Origin of the sequence: Hymenobacter aerilatus (assembly GCF_022921095.1) — a bacterium.
Taxonomy (GTDB): domain Bacteria; phylum Bacteroidota; class Bacteroidia; order Cytophagales; family Hymenobacteraceae; genus Hymenobacter; species Hymenobacter aerilatus.
In genome coordinates this window covers 1,528,862-1,545,474 of sequence record NZ_CP095053.1, presented here as the reverse complement: position 1 = coordinate 1,545,474, position 16,613 = coordinate 1,528,862, and the positions used below count along the sequence as shown (strand labels likewise).

General features: G+C 60.8%; 21 protein-coding genes. All 21 read right to left on the bottom strand.

All coding sequences use genetic code 11. From position 1 onward, the window contains the following. Position 1: 1 nt before the first annotated feature. The gene (locus tag MUN82_RS06520; protein ID WP_245095971.1) at positions 2 to 538 is read right to left on the bottom strand and encodes a hypothetical protein; all 537 of its coding nucleotides are present in this window, start codon (positions 536 to 538) and stop codon (positions 2 to 4) included. After that, positions 535 to 1,347 (bottom strand): hypothetical protein, encoded by an 813-nt coding sequence (locus tag MUN82_RS06515; protein WP_245095969.1) that lies wholly within the window; start codon positions 1,345 to 1,347, stop codon positions 535 to 537. Before MUN82_RS06515 ends, MUN82_RS06520 begins: the two co-directional genes overlap by 4 nt. Positions 1,348 to 1,455: 108 nt before the next feature. Continuing rightward, the gene (locus tag MUN82_RS06510; protein WP_245095967.1) at positions 1,456 to 1,758 is read right to left on the bottom strand and encodes a hypothetical protein; all 303 of its coding nucleotides are present in this window, start codon (positions 1,756 to 1,758) and stop codon (positions 1,456 to 1,458) included. A gap of 4 nt (positions 1,759 to 1,762) precedes the next feature. Then, positions 1,763 to 2,344 (bottom strand): hypothetical protein, encoded by a 582-nt coding sequence (locus tag MUN82_RS06505; protein ID WP_245095965.1) that lies wholly within the window; start codon positions 2,342 to 2,344, stop codon positions 1,763 to 1,765. A 2-nt stretch (positions 2,345 to 2,346) separates the two neighbouring features. Continuing rightward, positions 2,347 to 2,805 carry a lysozyme gene (locus tag MUN82_RS06500; RefSeq protein ID WP_245095962.1) on the bottom strand — a complete coding sequence of 153 codons (459 nt, stop codon included), beginning with the start codon at positions 2,803 to 2,805 and terminating at the stop codon, positions 2,347 to 2,349. Then, positions 2,802 to 3,347 (bottom strand): phage holin family protein, encoded by a 546-nt coding sequence (locus MUN82_RS06495; protein WP_245095959.1) that lies wholly within the window; start codon positions 3,345 to 3,347, stop codon positions 2,802 to 2,804. The genes MUN82_RS06500 and MUN82_RS06495 overlap by 4 nt, the downstream gene beginning before the upstream one ends. Continuing rightward, the gene (locus MUN82_RS06490; protein ID WP_245095956.1) at positions 3,347 to 4,375 is read right to left on the bottom strand and encodes a DUF6712 family protein; all 1,029 of its coding nucleotides are present in this window, start codon (positions 4,373 to 4,375) and stop codon (positions 3,347 to 3,349) included. The genes MUN82_RS06495 and MUN82_RS06490 overlap by 1 nt, the downstream gene beginning before the upstream one ends. Then, on the bottom strand, positions 4,329 to 5,705 hold the full coding sequence (locus tag MUN82_RS06485; protein ID WP_245095955.1) for a hypothetical protein: 1,377 nt from the start codon (positions 5,703 to 5,705) through the stop codon (positions 4,329 to 4,331). Before MUN82_RS06485 ends, MUN82_RS06490 begins: the two co-directional genes overlap by 47 nt. Positions 5,706 to 5,740: 35 nt before the next feature. After that, entirely contained in the window at positions 5,741 to 6,097 is a 357-nt protein-coding gene (locus MUN82_RS06480; protein ID WP_245095952.1) for a hypothetical protein, read from the bottom strand. 373 nt (positions 6,098 to 6,470) lie between these two features. Continuing rightward, the gene (locus MUN82_RS06475; protein WP_245095950.1) at positions 6,471 to 8,171 is read right to left on the bottom strand and encodes a hypothetical protein; all 1,701 of its coding nucleotides are present in this window, start codon (positions 8,169 to 8,171) and stop codon (positions 6,471 to 6,473) included. Next, positions 8,158 to 8,832, bottom strand: coding sequence for a hypothetical protein (locus MUN82_RS06470; protein ID WP_245095948.1), 675 nt, complete (start codon positions 8,830 to 8,832; stop codon positions 8,158 to 8,160). The genes MUN82_RS06475 and MUN82_RS06470 overlap by 14 nt, the downstream gene beginning before the upstream one ends. 4 nt (positions 8,833 to 8,836) lie before the next feature. Continuing rightward, positions 8,837 to 9,499 carry a hypothetical protein gene (locus MUN82_RS06465; protein WP_245095946.1) on the bottom strand — a complete coding sequence of 221 codons (663 nt, stop codon included), beginning with the start codon at positions 9,497 to 9,499 and terminating at the stop codon, positions 8,837 to 8,839. Continuing rightward, positions 9,499 to 9,663 (bottom strand): hypothetical protein, encoded by a 165-nt coding sequence (locus MUN82_RS06460; RefSeq protein ID WP_245095943.1) that lies wholly within the window; start codon positions 9,661 to 9,663, stop codon positions 9,499 to 9,501. Before MUN82_RS06460 ends, MUN82_RS06465 begins: the two co-directional genes overlap by 1 nt. A 98-nt stretch (positions 9,664 to 9,761) precedes the next feature. Further along, positions 9,762 to 9,995: a hypothetical protein gene (locus MUN82_RS06455; protein ID WP_245095941.1), complete on the bottom strand. Its 234-nt coding sequence runs from the start codon at positions 9,993 to 9,995 to the stop codon at positions 9,762 to 9,764. A 1-nt stretch (position 9,996) separates the two neighbouring features. Beyond that, complete coding sequence (locus MUN82_RS06450) at positions 9,997 to 10,569, bottom strand: hypothetical protein (protein WP_245095939.1); 573 nt, start codon at positions 10,567 to 10,569, stop codon at positions 9,997 to 9,999. A gap of 50 nt (positions 10,570 to 10,619) precedes the next feature. After that, positions 10,620 to 10,970: a hypothetical protein gene (locus MUN82_RS06445; protein WP_245095937.1), complete on the bottom strand. Its 351-nt coding sequence runs from the start codon at positions 10,968 to 10,970 to the stop codon at positions 10,620 to 10,622. Between the two features lie 88 nt (positions 10,971 to 11,058). After that, the gene (locus tag MUN82_RS06440) at positions 11,059 to 12,045 is read right to left on the bottom strand and encodes a LolA-like protein (RefSeq protein ID WP_245095935.1); all 987 of its coding nucleotides are present in this window, start codon (positions 12,043 to 12,045) and stop codon (positions 11,059 to 11,061) included. A gap of 59 nt (positions 12,046 to 12,104) precedes the next feature. Then, the gene (locus MUN82_RS06435) at positions 12,105 to 13,508 is read right to left on the bottom strand and encodes a S49 family peptidase (protein WP_245095932.1); all 1,404 of its coding nucleotides are present in this window, start codon (positions 13,506 to 13,508) and stop codon (positions 12,105 to 12,107) included. Positions 13,509 to 13,695: 187 nt separating this feature from the next. Beyond that, a complete protein-coding gene (locus tag MUN82_RS06430) occupies positions 13,696 to 14,208 on the bottom strand; it encodes a hypothetical protein (RefSeq protein WP_245095930.1) in 513 nt (170 codons plus the stop codon). Positions 14,209 to 14,211: 3 nt separating this feature from the next. Next, positions 14,212 to 14,889 carry a LamG-like jellyroll fold domain-containing protein gene (locus tag MUN82_RS06425; protein ID WP_245095929.1) on the bottom strand — a complete coding sequence of 226 codons (678 nt, stop codon included), beginning with the start codon at positions 14,887 to 14,889 and terminating at the stop codon, positions 14,212 to 14,214. After that, complete coding sequence (locus MUN82_RS06420) at positions 14,886 to 16,595, bottom strand: phage tail-like protein (RefSeq protein ID WP_245095928.1); 1,710 nt, start codon at positions 16,593 to 16,595, stop codon at positions 14,886 to 14,888. Before MUN82_RS06420 ends, MUN82_RS06425 begins: the two co-directional genes overlap by 4 nt. Positions 16,596 to 16,613 lie beyond the last annotated feature (18 nt).

Sequence of the window (16,613 nt, the reverse complement as noted above, 5' to 3'; positions counted from 1 at the left end):
GTTAACTGAGAAAGGCCGTCGGATTGTGGTGCAGCGCGGCCGAGGCAGGTGTGATAAAGTCGAAGTCGAAGCGGGTGCCGTACCAGGTGCCGTTGCCCAGCGGGCCTAACTCGTCGCTGGTGATGCTGCTTGGATCGAAGCGATTTTTCACCTGATACTTGGGGTCGGCCAGGATAGCCGCCAGCAGCTCCTCGCCGGTCTGCTCAGTGCGGTCCAGCACCTGCTCAATGGCGTCGTGGTCGCCAGCCGTGACTTGCTGCAGCACCATAAAAGCACCACTGCGCAGGCGCGTGCGGTTGTCGCCCGACTCGCGATACTGCGTGTGGAATGACTCCACCACCAACACCTGTTGGCCGGGACCAGGCTTGATGGTGCGGCCGATGACTTTGCTCATCAACTCCGACATGTCGACGATTTTCTGCAGCGGGTCGATGCTGACGACGATGCGGCAGAAGCGGGGCGCGGCCTCCGTATGCTGAATCAACTTGTGTCGCATGGCCAGGCCGCGGAAGAGGGCGTTGTACTCGCTGGTTCTCATTTTTTCGCTTGTTTGAGGGCTTTCTGGTAGTCGCGGGCCATGTCCTGCATTTCGGCCAGCACGGTGCGCGCATGCTGCCGCGCGGTTTGCTCCAGCGGACCGAAGGCGCCGCCGGAGAGCTTGCGTAGCACGCGGCCCCAGTCGCTGGCCTGCGCGTTAGCGGTGGTTTCGGCCGCTTCGAACACCTCGGGAAACTCGCGCTCCAACTGCTGCCGGCAGCCGCGGTACCAGGTGTAAATGGCCAGCTTCTCGGCATCCGGAATCGTGCGCAGGTGCTTGACGTAGTACTCGGTGCGGTGCTCGTTGAAAGGCTCGCGCCGGTCGCCCTGCCACTGCGGGTGGCGTGGCCCTAGGCCCGGTACCATGGGCCGGTAGAGTGTGGCCACGAGTAGGTCCAGCGCCTCGGCCGACTGGCGCGTGGCGTAGAGGCGGAAGTAGGTATCGGCGAAAATGAACTCGCCGAAGAGCAGGTTGCGGAAGCTGCTGCGGGGGCCGACCCAGCGGGCACGCCACTGTGAGACGTGCTGAACAGGCACGCGCACTTCGGGTAGCAGCTGCTCGGTGAGGTACTGCTCCTCGTCGAACAGGAAGTCGGTGAGCGGGTAGAGCTGCACCATCTGCACGGCCGGCCGGCGCAGCAAGTCGTCGAGCGGGGCGCCACTGATGACACTGAGCAGGCGCAGCTTCAGGGGGTAGTGCGACTTGGGGCCGTAGAGCACGCGCACTATTTGCAGCAGCTGGGCGCGCTTGAGCTGATTCCAGGAAGTAGCTACCTGGTAGCGTTTGGGGCCGAGTTGTAGGGTATCCATGCGGCAAAACTGCCGCCGCCTACCTCGGTGAAAAAGGACACAAAAAAGCCCCGACCATGAGGCCGGGGCTTGTTGCAATAAAGGGCGTACGGTGCATAAGGCACGCCCCTATAACTCCTGCGTGTACTTTTCCAGTTCCTTTTCCAGACCGGCAATCACTTGAATCAGTTGGTGCTCCAACAGGCTCAGGGGCGTCAGCGGAAACAGGCTATACGCCATCAGGATGGCATGGGCCTCGATATCTCCTACAAAAACGGCATTCGCCTTGGGCTGGCGGGGCGGTGGACCTGACTCCTCCTCTTCCTCCACGTCGACGTCACCGCTATAGAGCCGGAAACCGTCACCGGTGCCGTTGGGATCTGGGTCAGGCTTGCGACCAAAGCCGATAGGAGCTTTTGCGTTTTTCTTCATATCCCTACTTGTTTCGTCGGAAGAAAAAGAAGGCCAGCACCGCTAAAACCACGACAACACCGGCTACGACGTGGACACTGGCCAGGCCCTGATTGGTGCTCTGGTTGATCTTCGGTTTTTGGTCCTGCTTCTTGGCCGCTTTCCAGTTATCCGTCACCGTGCCCGAGTCGGTGGCCACGTTGCTGCCTTTGACCTTAGCCGGCGCGTTGTAGATGGTCGTCTGGTAGGTGTTGCGGCTCTTATCCTTCACTTTGCCGCCGAATACAGTGTGCAGCGCCCCTAACACGCCGCTCTTAGTGCTGGCCACCGGTGCCGCGGCGACGTCGTTGCCGCGGCGCGTTGGCAGGCTACGGGCGTAATCCGGCCGGCGAAAGTCGACCGCTGGCTCCTCGTGGCCGGCCGAGTCGAGTGCCACTGCCGGCGAGGTGGCCAGCAGCGGCGCCACTGGCTCGGGGCGGGTAGCCGCGCAGCTGCTCAGGCTGCTAATGAGCAGGGCCATCATGGCCGCCAGCCAAAAGCCCACCAGTAGCCCTAAAGCGCCTACAAATGCTTTAAATAACCATTCGTATATCCGTTTTCTGGTCATAGCTACTTGCTGAAAAAGAGGTCCGCTTCTTCCTTGCGCCGCTTTACCAGGCCGGGCAACGTCACCTTCTGCCCCTTCACGGTGCCTTTGTTCCAGCGCGACCAGGCTTCGCGGATCGTGGCCTCCGAGGTGCGGGCCGTGATGCGGCGGGCTACGGTCGACGATTCGAAGCCGGCCTCGCCGATGTTGTAGCACAGGCACACGCAGGCGTCGAATTGGTTCTGGGTGAGCGTCACGGCCTCCGTGCCGCGCAGCACGGCCTTTTCGTAGCGCGCGAGATCCTTCGCCAGCAGGGCGGCAGCTTCCGGTTCCGTCAGCGCAACTTTGTAGTAGTGCTCCTCCCCTTTCTGGATCACGTGGCCGTAACCGATGGTGGGGTAGCCGGTGGGACACGTGTACCAGCGGGCGCGGAATTCCTCTTTTTCTTTGATCAGGGCAATGCCCTTGGCTCCGGTTTTCATACGGGGTCAGTAGTTGGTGACGAAGGAGATGGGGCGGCAGGCGCCGGTGGGTCAGCCGTGAAGACCACGCCCAGCGAAGGGCCGGACTCGTTGAGCGCGGCCAGCCGGCGGCGCACCCAGGGCGGCACGAGCGAGGGCTCCATGGCGCCGATGTTCTCCACAATGGAGAGGGCCTCACGGACCATGATGGAGATAAAAATCAGCCAATTGAAGTGCTGAAACAGGAAGTTGGGCTGGCCGTTGACCGTAAAGCTGCTCATGACGTGAGCCATGATCAGCAGGCCCATGTAGATGAGCAGCTTCTTGAACAGGCGCGAAAACGCGCGGCTGCTGAGCGTGCCCATGTGCCAGGCATAGCCCACGGCCGTGAACGTGTCGACCATGATCAGCACCGACAAAAAGCCCAGGAACTGCCAGTCTTTGAACAGGTATTTCTCGACCAGCGGCATGAACGGCAGGGCCGTGATACCCGCCAGCAGGGATACTTCCAGCTTGCTGCCTTTGGTCGCCACGGCGCCGGCAGCGTCTAACAGAATACGCATCAGATAAAGCGATACACCCGCGACTGCGCGGTATTGGTAGGATTGCGAGGGATAGAAGGGCTCACGTAAGCCGGTGAGCTGAAATAGGTGGCATAGCGGGTGGCCGAGGCCTCCGCGTTCAGGTGCTGGCGCAGCTGCAGCAGATACACGCTGGCGGTCTGCTCGGCGTCGCGGGCGCGCATGGCCAGCAGCTCGGCAAAGTGCGGGTCGGGGCGCACCGGCTGTTCCTGCTCCTGCGCCAGCACCAGGCCGTCGCTGGTGAGCACCAGCAGGCCCTCGGGCACGGCGCGGGCCAGCGTCAGGTGCGCCAGCGCCGGGCGTACGTACTCGCGCAGCAGCTGCTCGTTTTCGGGCGTCAGGGTGCGCGTCCGCACTTGCTCGTGCAGTTCGGCCCAGTACAGGTAGCCGATGGCGTTCTGCAGCACGAAAGTGGACTGGCGCTGTATCACCGGCCAGAGGCCACGGAACGTGCACCACGAGTCCTGAATATCCACCAGGTCGCTAAACTCCGGCGCGGACGTGATGAGGTTATTCCGATGCCGCTGGCCTTGGGCGGAGTCAGCCCACTCCTGCAGCTGCTCGGATGACTGGTAGTTATCCTCCAGCCACTGCACCAGCACGTTCACGTCGAGGTACCCCTTGCGGCTGAGCGTGCGGTCCAGGCGCACCACTTGCCACTGAAAGGCGGTCTTATGCGTGCCGGTCGACATGATCTGAATGCCGGTGTTGCTTACCGTCACACTCAGTTCGTCGAGCACACCCGACAGGCCAATGCGCGCCAGCGGGGCGTGTACCAGGCGCAGCAACTCGCCGGCCAGCGAGTCGGCCTCGTCGAGCGCCGGGTCGGCGTCGGCCTCGGCGCGCAGCCATTCCAGTAGCGGGCCACCGAGTAGTGCCCGCAGCAGCTGGTCCTCCAGCCGCAGGAGTTCCGTCACCAGGGGCGCCGGCAGCTCCGTCTCGTTGGTATCGAGCGTAACGTACTTACTCAGCTGCGCTGTCGTCGTCAGCAGGGGCTTTTTCTGTGGCATTGCCAGTGGTGGTTTTCACTGGCGACGAGGCATCGAGCGTCTGCACCAGCGGGTTGAGGAAGCGGAATTCGAGGTCGGCCGGCCAGCCGTTGTAGTCGCGCACCAGGTAGAGCGGCTCCAGCACCAGGTCCTGGTGGAAGCGGTGGGTCGAAATGAAGGTGTTGAAGGCTACACGCTTGTCGCTGCCAGAGCCGGCGCCCATCCCCTTCCCAGGGCTGATGCCGACCAGCGTCGGATCGACCGAGAGGGCCGTGTAGATGTGCGAGGAGGCTTCTTGCGAGTCTTCGATGTGCAGGCCCGACTTGATCTTGTCGTCGATAGCCGTGATTTTGAACACCGAAATCTGCTGCCCCGTCTGCGGGTCGGGAATCGTCACCGACATCACCGTTTTGCCGGCGCCAGCGTTGCCGGCCATGGTGTCCTCGAAGGCAGCCAGCTCCTCGTCGATGATGACGCGGCGCTGGTCTTGCTGGAGCGTATCCCAGTCGGGGTACTTCCACTGCCAGTAGCGGATATCGGCCTCAATCAGATACTTAATCGTGAGCTGATTCTTGAACATGGCGGCCTTGAACTCCGGAATAGCCTGCGCCACGTCTAGCCAGCCGCTTTTGCGGATGCTATTCCACGCGGCCAGCTGGTAGAGTGACTGACCAGGCGAAGGCAGCGCCAGCGGGTAGATGAATTTGAAGCCGCGCTTGTCCTGGCGCAGGGCCTGCACCGCGTCGCCGTAGGGGTCGAGCACCGGTACGCGGGTGGTGTAGCCGTCGCCGGGCTGCGCGTCGGGCCAGTTGGCCGAGATGTAGCCCCACTCCGGCACCGGCATTTTCAACGTCGGTACTGAGAAGCGGTAGAACGCCGAGTCGGGCGTGCTCAGACTCGTGATGGTGCTCCGGTCGCGCGAGAGAATCAGCTCAGGGAAGCCGTTGGCGAAGGTGAAGATATTCTGCAGCGACTCGAACGCGTAGCGCTTGATGTTGCTGCGGCGGAAAAACGTCTCCACTTCCGGCAGGTGCACGCGCTGAAACTGCTCGTTGCCGTCCTTGTCGAAGCCCGTCACGCGGCCGTACACCACGCCCCCACCGTAAACGGCCCGCGTTTTCCAGTCCAGGACCGCGGGCAGGATAGTGTTGGAATTAATCGACTTGATGACCTGCTGCGGGAAGTCGTTGGCATCGCCCCAGAGCGCGATTTCGCCGTTCTGACCCTTTTCGATGGGCGTCGTAGACTCCACGCCGGCGGGCTTCTCAGCCGCGCCGATGGCGGGGCCAGCCGCGGCACCCAGGGCGCCGTTCAGGCGTACAAATCCGCCCGTACGCGGCATATAGGCCATGTTCCCGGCCGAAGTAAACACTACGCGTTGCATATTTAGATAATCACTTTGCGGCCCGCGACGAACACGAGCAAATAGAGGTGCACCTTGACCAGGTTGCCGGTGCGGGTATCGACTAGGTTGCGGGTAGCATTGCGCCAGTGCTGCGGGTCTTTGGGCACCGGTACCAGGCCATCGGCCGCGCAGTCGGCGCGGTCGGCCTCCGTTTCTTCCTCGGCGGTGGGCAGGCGCAGCACGGCCGACTTCTTGCGGCCCAGGCGCGCGGCCGGCAGCTCGCCGAAGTCGCCACCAGTGCGCTGGCGCCGGTTACACTTGACGAAGCGCACGGCCACCGGCGTGCCGCTGTCGAGCAGGTCAAGCGCATCTTTGAGGCGAATCGGGGCGGTTTGCATGGTGCAAAACTGCCGCGTCGCGTTGCCGGCGAAAAGGACACGAATCCGGCCGACGTGCTCCCAAAACCGGCAAAAAGCCAATCTCAATGCGATGTGCCCGCACGCGCTAGAAACGCCGTTTTTGCCGTGTTTGGAGCGTTTGCAGTCTCAGAAGTCTAGCAGATTGCCCCAGCTTGCACTAATCTCGGTCGGCAGCTGCCGATGGCGACTTCGGTGATATCTGCCAGGCCGGGACACAAAAAAGCCCCGACCGTTGGGGGTCGGGGCTCAGCTCGGACACGAAGGACAGCAATGTCCGACTCGTGTCCAGGATGTCACTGCACTGTCACCATAATGTCACTGCACTGTCACCATAATGTCACTACACTGTCACTCATCGTGACGTGATGATGATGCTACTGAAGTCAGGCGTGGTGAGTAGCACCTCGGTACCGATGTAGAGCATGTGCAGATCCACGGTATCCGTGAAGTGGGTCGCGTGCTCCTGGGGGAAGCTCTCGTTCCGTTCACTCTTCTTGATCTTCGAGATATTGCCCTTGGTATCCTGCCCTACGGGCGCCAGCAGCATGGCCTGCACCACGTCCTTGGTGTTGACCTTGTTGAAGCGCATGCGGTAGCGACGAGGATCCTTCTCCTCCAGAATCTCCTGCGCGACCAGGTAGCGGGTAGGATGGCCAGGTACACGTCCCAGGTTGGCCCGGCTCACTCTCCAGCCCCTACTCTGCAGCACCTTGATGAACGTCTCGTTCAGCGTCCAGGGGCTATTGGGGTTGCGGTTGTTACCCCACTCGGCATCCTCCAGGAAGATCAACTCCTTACGCAGCTGGTATTGATAGTAGTCACAGAAGTCGTTGGCCAGGTCACTCACCATCTTGGGGTGCTTGACGTACATGCCCTTGAGCATGCGGTACTCCCGTACGTCGTCGTGCTTCTGGCCTACTGTGAGCACCGAGATTTTACCACCCCAGTCTACGGCCCCTACCAGGGGTAGGTGACTGCGGCAGTCCCCATCACCCCGGCTATCGGACAAGTCCTTATCGCCTAGTTTCTGTGGTCCACCGGCGGCCGAGAGCTTCTTCAGGTTGTACTCCAGCCCCAGGATATAGTCGTCCGCATCCGCTGCTACCACGTGGCGGGCCTGGTTGAGTTTGGGGTAGAAACCACCCTCCACCGTCGTGGGCCGCCGGTTCATGATTTCGACCATGAACGTGAAGTCGGTCATGAACCGGCGCTGATCCAGCAAGTACTGCAGGCCCAGGTTCTGGATATTATCGAACGCGTTGGCCTCCGAATAGAAACTGCCCTTGGTGGCCGCACTGGGGTAATAGCGGATGTCCATCATCAGCTTCACCACCTGTTCCCGCCAGATGTGCAGGCGCTCCTCGTCCGTTTCGGCGTCGATAAAGCGCACCTGCGCCGCAATCAGTTCGTTTTGCCGCTCGTTGAGGTCAATACCGTCCTTTTCGTAGTATTTGCTCTTGTCCAGCAGCCAGCGCCCCTGGTCGCCCCAGGGCATTGACGAAAACAGGAAAACACCGTGGTGCTTCGGATTTTTGCCGAAATACTGCCCGTTGCCGCGGTTGGTAGCCGACAAGTCGGCGTCGAGCTTTTCTTTGTTGAATAGCAGGGCCTCATCACCGATAAAACCGTCTACGTTCAGACCACGTGAGGCCGAACCACCGGCATCAAGCGACACCAGGTGAAACCCGGTGCCGTTCTTGAAAATAATGAAGTGGTCGTACTTCAGCGGCCCTTGGATGGGCCGATCAAACAGCTTGGAGGGCGGTGGATGGCGCCCGACGTAGAAATCCCGGTCTAGTTTGTAGCCCAGGGCCTCCAGGCCGGCAATCGTCGAGGGCAGGGTGCGCGTGAGTACCTGTTTGTAGGTGCTCCCCACAATTACCCAGCACGAACGGGGCATCGTCTGCACGATTTCGTGAATATCCCATGCGATAATCGTCGACTTGCCCGTTCCCCTACCCCAGATGCTGACGCCCTCCTTTTTGCGCGGCGCGGTGACGTAGCGCAGTTGCGGCTGGTTAAACTTGAGCTTGATTTGGTCAACGATTACCATCAGTGCCGCCCTCCTCGCGCCGCTCCTCGATCATCTTGGCCATCATGTTGCCATCGAACACACTCCCCTGCACGGCCTCCTGGATCAACTCGTAGTCGGTATCCTGAATGCTCTCTGGATCCATCAGGTTGATAGTGCGCGGTTTGCGGCCTTCCACAGTCAGATTAATCACGTAGCTGGTATTGCCACCACCTACGCCGGCCGCTTCCTCCTGGCCCGAATCGGCCCGCATAAGGCCAGCCACGTTGGCTTCGAACTTCATGGCCGCCAATGCCGCCCGCGTATCGGGTGGGCGCTGCGAGAGGGCCAACTGCAGAATCTTGCGCGCAAACTCCATCAGGATGGCCTTTCGGCCCTCTTTGCGTACCTTTTTCAGGTCGCCCATCAGGTTTTGCGCGTCGGCCAGCCGCCGGTAGCACGTGGCGCGACTGATATCGAACTGCTTCGCCAGCAGGGGCCAGGCCTGGTCGAAGGTGTGGTAGTTCGAGAGCAGCGCGTACGCCGCCTCGATCTGCTGGTTGACCAGCTGGTCGGCCGGCGACAACGCCTTCAGCCCAGGGCCTTCTCCGTTGGCCTCGTTGATACTGGCCGCGTAGATGCGCTCCACGGCCGTGGACTTGTGCAGAATCACGTCCTGCGCACCGGGTAGATTTTTTGGCACTAATTCAGACACGTACAATAGCCGTTAGTTTTTCTCGGATTAGTTGGATATCAGCCTCGATCTGCGGCAATTCGACCGCGCGGTCGGGACGCTTGCGCACCTTGCTGCGCAGGGCCACCAGGTTGTCGAGCCGGCGGCGCAGCTCACCGGCATCGGTCACATCAGCGGTGGCCACTGGGCCGGGCGGCAGCTGGCCATGCTGCTGCACGTAGGCCAGGCGCTCCTCCGCAGCCAGCACCTCGTCGCCGATATCGAGGATGCGCAGGGCCAGCTGCAGCCGGTCCTTCCGGGCCAGGCGCGGCGCCGTGAGCTGCGCGTGCGTTTGGCTGCGCTCGTCGCGTAGGGCTTTCAGTTGCGCACGCACTTTGCGCACGCTTTCCTCAGACGCCGACGTTGTAGGGGTAGGCGACTTCTGCGGTTCGGGCGCCGTAAACGGCACTACCGGCGCAGAAACCACGATTTCCAGGGTAGGCGACTTTGGCGCTTCATCTGCCTCACGCGTGGCCAGGGCCTGCAGCTCACGCACGAGCAGCTGCCGGCTGTAGCTCGTCTCGCCGCGGGCGAAGAGCTGCCGATATACCGAGCTCGTACCATGGGCGGCATACAGAGCGGCGCCGGCAGCGAAGTCAGCCGGCTGCTGCAGCCAAGTCTGCACGTCCGTCAGCATTACAGTGGCTGCAGCTGGTCGGGATTAGTCCAGTAAGGCAGGCCGGTGGCCAGGTTCTTCACCTGCACTTTTTCGCGCACCAGGTCGGTCTTCACGATGCGAACTTTCTGGCCGTCGAGGGTTTGCACGATGGCGAGTTTGGCGGGGGCGATTCTGTGTTTCATGCCCCAAAACTGCCGCCGGCTACCTCGGTGAAAAAGGACGCAAAAAAGCCCCAGCCAAGCGGCTGGGGCCTTTCCCTCGGTTCACCAATCCGGTTCCTTTACGAATTGGTTACTGTCGTTGCACTCTTGGTGCGCTTGCCCTTACGTGGCTGCTTCGCGACCAGGTAGGTGAACTGAGGATCCTTCACCAGCTCGTCGGCCTCAGCCAGCGTCAACGTGCATAAATCGATTGTACGCCGCAACCGTTGGATCTCGATCCTAGTGGGGACAATGGTCGCCTCGTATTTGGCTGCTACCTCCGGCCGGAGCTGAGGGAAAGATTTCAGGGCCATCTTAGGCAGTAGGCGTCTGCGTGGGGCTCTGGTCACCTGGCTTCATCTCCACATCAGCGCTGTAGAGTTTGATGCCAGCCGCGTAGCACTCGGCCTTCACGGTGATACCACGACGACCGCCAGAAATTTTACCTGAGTTGTAGGCTGGAGCCAGTTCCACGGGCAGCCCATCAGCGCCTACTTGCACGTAGGTACCATCGGCATCGGGCACGAGCATGATGCCGTCGATATTCTTCACAAGGTTGAAGAACTCCAAGGCTGCGGCCTTGTTGCCAGGGTGAAAGCCTTCTAGCTCGATTTTCTGGCCGCGACCATCCCGCTCCCCCACGACGCTGCCCTTTAGCTCGTTGCTGTCCAGCGTCAGGTAGATGCGAATGAAACCGAACCCTGGCTTAAACGTGTGTTTGGTGGCGATAATGGCCGACGTACCTGGTACGGCCGTCGGGTCATACTTGGGCGCTTTTGCAATAGTCGCAAACCAGCTAATTGGTGCCCAGAGCACATAGTTGAGCAGGCCGGGGGTGTTATCTGCACCCTCCAAACCACCCAGGCTCGTTAAATTGCTTAAATCCATAGTTGTAGGATAGATAAGACGTGAGTACTTGATTGAATGAGAGCAGCTGCTTACTTGGCTTCGATTTCCTTCAGGATGCCCGAACCTTTCTCGATCAGCTTGGCCACCAACTCCTTGTTGGTCTTCAGCGTCGTGGCCTCTACCGTGTCGCCATCCACGTTGAACTTGCGAGCTACTACTTTGTAGCGCTTGCCCTCGTGGCTGATCACCGGCAGCGCACCGGCGCCCTGGGCCTCGGCAGCCTTCAGCGCCTCGGTCTGGTCACTGATCACAGTTTCCTGCTCCGCAATCTGGGCGTCTTTCGCCGCTAACTGGGCCTTCAGGTTTTCGATTACCTGCTCTGGCGTCAGCGTAACCTCCTCTTTCTTAACTTCTTTGTTTGTATTTGCAGTAGCTCCCACGGTCGTAAGGCTTTGAAATTGAATGATGCGTTGTTACAGAAGACCGACTCCCCTTTAGTGAGGAGTCGGTCATGCTGCAGGTGGACGTTTAGTCGATGTCCTGGTCGTTGGTGAAGATGGCCTCCGGCATCAGGAAGCCTGTGCCCTTGCGGAAGTCCGTGAACAGCTTCACTTTGCGGTCCACGCTCTCAATCTGGAACTGATTCGCGTTCTGGGTTTTCTTCTCCAGACGGATCATGTTGTCGGCCGGCGACATCCAGATCTTGGTCGAGTCGCCCATGGAGGGCAGGCCAATCACGCGCTGACGAGCGTGCTGGATCGGCACGGCCGTCGTGAGCAGGTTATTGGCGTCCGGAGTCGGCGCCCCCTGCGTGTAGGTCGTGGTGAGGTTGTACTTGGCGTCGCGGCCGATGGCGTAGCGCAGGGCCAGGTCCTCGTTCATGTTCATGAACATGGGCACGTTGCGGTAGCGCTTCACCGTCTGGTGGGCCATCGACTCTACGTACTCGCAGAACGCCTTTGGATCCGAAGGAATAGCGCCCAGGATCATCGGCTCGGTGCGGCCAGAGCCAGCGAAGTCGTTGATCTGTTTGCGGATGCCATCTACGGCCGTGCCAGCAGCGCCGGGGGTCTTGCCGTCAGGCTCAGCGCGCACGCCCAGGTAGATTTCGTTCAGCTCGTAATCTTCCTGGATCTGGGGCAAAGCGTGCACCTCGATGAACCAGCGCACGAAAGGCCAGGTCTTGCGGTCCAGGCCGTCACCGGCCAGGAAACCCAACCACGTGGCCTCCAGATCGTCCGGAGTTTCCTCCAAATCCGCTTTCAAGCGGAAGTTTTTGATGACGATAGGCAGCGCCTCCAGGGCGCCCAGCGGCGTCCAGTTCTTGTGGAAGGGCTGCAGGATGCGGCCCAGGCGCGTCTGTGAGGCTTGGTAGGTGGTGTCGTCGGTCACGCGCGGCGTGAACAGCAGCGACGTTACGGCCGGACGGAACAGCAGCTGCACCAGGCGGGTAGCGTTCTGACCGTTGTTGAGGTAATACGCCCCGAACTCGGTGATAATGTTTGCAATAGTCATTGCAGTAGTGATATGGGAATGAGGTAGTTGAGCTCTCTAGTTGGCGAGGTCTAGCGCGCCTACTTGGCGGCCGCGAACAGCGGGTTGTTGTCGAGGGCCTTGTTGTGAGGCAGCTCGTCAATCAGCTGCTGGCTGGCGTCGGCGTCAGGGGTCTCCACGTCGCTTTTGCCATCCTTGCGCACGGCGGTGGTGGCAGTGTCACCATCCTTCGCGCCGTACTCGATAGCTTTGGCCTCGAACTCGTCGCGCTGCTTCACTAGGGCGGCGATATCGGTGGCGCCGGCAGCAGCCAGGGCGTCGTTGGTGGCTTTGATGGTAGCCTGGGCCTCGGTGAGCTGCTGGGCAGTGGTCTCGTAGGCTTGCTCCTGGGCCTCAGTGATGAGGGCGGCGCCGGTGATGCCGGCAGCAACCAGGTCCTCGTTAGCGGCGGCGGCAGCTTCGGCCGTCACGGTTTCTTTGGCGACGAGGGCGAGCATAGCCGCGCCCAGCGTCACGGTTTTCTTAGCGAAAAGCGACACGGTATGTGAGTTTGAATTGGTGGCAGATTGGGCCGAACTGGTGCCGGCGTCGTTGGCTTCTTCAGCCAGCTGCGCAACCAGGTTCACGGCGTCGTCGAGCGTGCCGAGCATGTCGCCCAGGCCGTTGTCGACGTTGGCCTGGCCGATGTAGACCATGCCGGAGAGCAGTTCCTTCTCCTTCTTGGCGTCGAGCTTGCCGTCGCGGTTGGTGCGCACGGTGCTCAAAAACACCTCGTTCAGTGGATCCAGTAGCTCCTGCTGGATCGGTTTGGCATTGCCAGCAATGAGCTGGTCGAAGGCAGCGTTTTTGTTGGTAGAGGCAGTAGCGTTGGCGCCGATTTGCTTGATACCCAGCTTCTCGTAGAAGCCGGTGAAATCCAGGAACTCGATCTTGGTACCGATGCTGCCAATCATGGCCGTGCGCCCCCCTACGACGATGCCCCCGTTGGCACTGGATCCAGCCCAGTAGCCGGCTGAGCACATCTGCTCGGCATAGCTGACCAGTGGTTTCTTGGTGCCAGCAATAATGTTGGCGAACGACTCCAGGCCCATGGTAGAGCCGCCGGGCGTGCGCCACACGGCCACGTGGCCGATGATGTTCTCGTGCGCGTCGGCCGCCAGAATGCGCTGGCCAATGGTGCGGGTGCCCATGCCGGTGAACCAGCTGTCCTCGGGCAGCATCACGCCGGCGATGGTGTGGATGGCCACCGAGCCGGCGGGCACCTCACCGAGCGAACCATACCCGATGATACCCAGGCCCGCGGCGTGCGGCGTCAGGGCATAGCAAGCGGCTACCGGCTCCTTCTCCTCTTCGTCCTCGAAGCTCGAGGCTTGGATCTGACCCGTAAGCACCTGCACAGCCAGGGCATTAAATGTCTGCATGGCCGCTCCTTCCAGGAGGAACGCACCATGCAGAATAGCAGATAGAAGGGTATTGATTCGCATCACCTTGGGTAAATAGTGATGCAAAGCTGCCGGCAGCCGGAGCCGGCAAAAAGGACACAAAAAAGCCGCCTACTCCGTGAGCAGGCGGCTGCGAGTTACTTGGCGCGCGACTTCCAGACCGCGCCGGCTATCATGGCTACGAGGGCAACGAGCAATACCGGCACAGTAGCGTCAGGTAGTTCTAGCATTATTGAAAACGACTAGGCGCGGCGTCAGCGTCGCGAATGTACTGCTCGCGCAGGTGACGTAGGTTCACATCCTGCGTATCATGCACGGCAGCCAAGAACTTGCCTTGTAGCATGAGCGGCTCTGGCTTGGCCTCCAGGTATGCCAGCCAGTCGCCTAGTATCTGCCCCTCGGGCACTGGTATTTCCTCCTCCTCGCCAGTAGCGTAGTTGTAGGAGGTGGTGCTAGTCAGACGGCGGTAGCGCATAGCACCAGTGGCGGGGTCTACAGCACGGTCAGCCTCCGATACCAACGTGTCGCGGCGGTCGGCGTGCGGCATTCGTTCGCCGCGGCTGCCATCCTCATTCACCGCGTAAGCGTGAATTTCCAGCGGCATGGTGACGGTCACGGAGCCGTCCGCATTATTCACAATGGAAATTGAGCGGTTTACCACTACTTGGTGGTAGCGTGTGGCGCCACGCACGTAGTCGATCACGTCGACGCTAATAGGTTGGCTAGTGTATTCTGTGAGCATGGTTTAGTTGAGTAGTGCATGTAGATTGTTGCCGCTCCGGTCGCGTACCAGTGTACCCGTCTCGCCCGTCTCGTTGCCGCGCCAGCAGAAGCGTAGCCCTGTACGCCCGACGCCGTTACCGTAACTGATAGCCATATCCGCTTTGAGTTGCTGGGGCGTGCGAATCAGATCCCAGTAGCGAATTTCGCTCAGGTAGGATTGGCCTTGATAGCCGAACACAAATGGTACATCATTGGTCGGCAGGCGTAACGAAATACCGGTTTGCTGGTAATACAGCTCTCCATTCAGGTAGAACCGCATCTGATTAGTGGCGGTATCAACCTGCACGGCTATATGATTCCACGTTTGAATCAGCTGTGCGAAATAGCCGAACTCCATCCGCCCTCCATTGGTAATATCGCCGCTGTCGAAATAGATGCGCCCCTGAAAGGGAATATGGCTGGAGAAGCGATTCCTTACGTCGTCGTAGCCGCCTACCCAGCTAAAACCGTCTTGAAACGTGGTATAGAGCCAACACTCGAACGTGTACGAGCTAGTGCCCAATACCTCACCAATACGCGCTGGGGCGAGGATGGCCCCATTCTGCGTAAAGGCTGGCGACCACGCCACATCCGCTTCAATAGGCACAACCGGCGCTTGCGCTAGCGCCAGGCCCGCGAAAAAAGCACGTCTAAGGCTCATGGTAGCACGATGATATAGTACTCGATAATGCCATCAGCCGCCACGCAAAATGAGTAGATGTGCGCCTTGCCACTGGTGAACGTGGCGCTGGTGAGCTTGAGGAAACCGCTACTTGGTAGCGTTGGCTCAGACGCACCAGCACCGAGCCGAATTCGCACCACGGCTCCTACTCGGGCGCCTACTGCATCGACTGTAAAGGTGGTGTTCACCTGCGCGTACTCGGCATCTTGCGTAAACGTGAGCTCCGCCGTGCCGCGGGTAGCTACGCCGTATTTCGCGGCAGCTTCGGCTCGTGTATCGTAGTTGGAGAGGTCGCCAGGTGTGCCGCCGCGCTTATCTACAATCGTCGTTTGCGGGTCTATCTGCCAGCCCGTAATATCCGTGCTGCCGACCAGCTCCACCGTGCCAGGGCCTTCGATTCTCATCTGGCCGTAGGTGAGCGGCAGCATGTTTTCCAGCACGATGGTATTGCCGGCGCCCGGCGCAAGAATAGCCTGCTCCAGGTGACCATTGCGCAGGTAGTTCTTGTTCGCGCCGTAGCCGCCACCGATGATGCGGCCACTGCCGCCACCATTAATGGAAATACCACTAGCTGATAGCGAGAGTTGCAGCGTGTGGTTTTGCAGAAACAGCAGGTTGTTGTTGCCGTACAGCGACCGATACGGCGGGTTCAGCGCGTCACGGCTCAGCGCCGGCTCGCTCTGGCGTACCTGCACAATGCCGTTTTGGTAGCGGTGTGGCGCCGTCAGTGCCGTAGCCAGGTCGGTGTACGTAGTCACCTGGCCATCCGCGCCGAAGTACTGAATGTAGCCCGCCGCTATTTCGTATGCGGCGGCAGCGACTTCTCCCGTTGCCAGCAGCGTATCCACCTCGTCCTGAGTAAGCGCATCGGCGGGGCTGGGCGCCCCCCCGCCCAGCGGCTGCCAACCCGAGGCCGTCAGCTCATAGTAGCCTGGCTGCGCACCATCTGTCTGGTACACGAGTAGACCAGGCGGGCGGGGCAATAGAATAGCCTCCCGCTCGGCCTGCGTCAGGCGTGGTAGACGCACGCCCTGCCGACCATTAATGGCTAACTCGCCGTCTGCTTTCACCTCGTAGTCGCCAGGGTAATACTGAAACCCGTAGCCAAACAGCGTGCTGCGTAGAAAGATGTTCCCTACGCCATCCTGCGCGATGCGGGCGGCGCGGGTGGCCGCTTCGGTGTCTCCTACCAGGAAAAGTTCGTCGAACGTGTTGCCGGGCGTCGCATCGAGCACCAGCGTCCAGTTGCCGGCGGCCGGGGCGGCGTTGGCCACCATGTCGCGGTTGGAACGCCAGCGCTGCCGCCCATAGGTGTACACCCAGTCCTTTTTCACTACCTGATTGGTGTCAGGCACGAATACCCCGCCGTCCTGGTAGCCCAGCTCCAGCAGTTGGCGCCACTGCGTGCCCGCAGCTGGGGCGGTGCTCACGCTGCCGGCCTCCAGCGACTGCCACAGGCCGCGCCCGGAGGTGAACACGTCGCCGCGGGCTACTACGATAGTAGCCGGCGCAGTGGGCACGATAAACGCGCCGCGGTAGTTCCACAGCGCATCGGCCAGGCCAAACGTGTCGGCCGCGTCGAGGGCAAACTCGCGCAGGTCGGCCTCGCCAATCTCGAAGTTGTCGTTGTCGCGGAAGCGGGTCTGCCACTTCAGCTTAAAAGCAGGGAGGGTAAGCTTTGCCATATCTACTGGCAAAGCTTA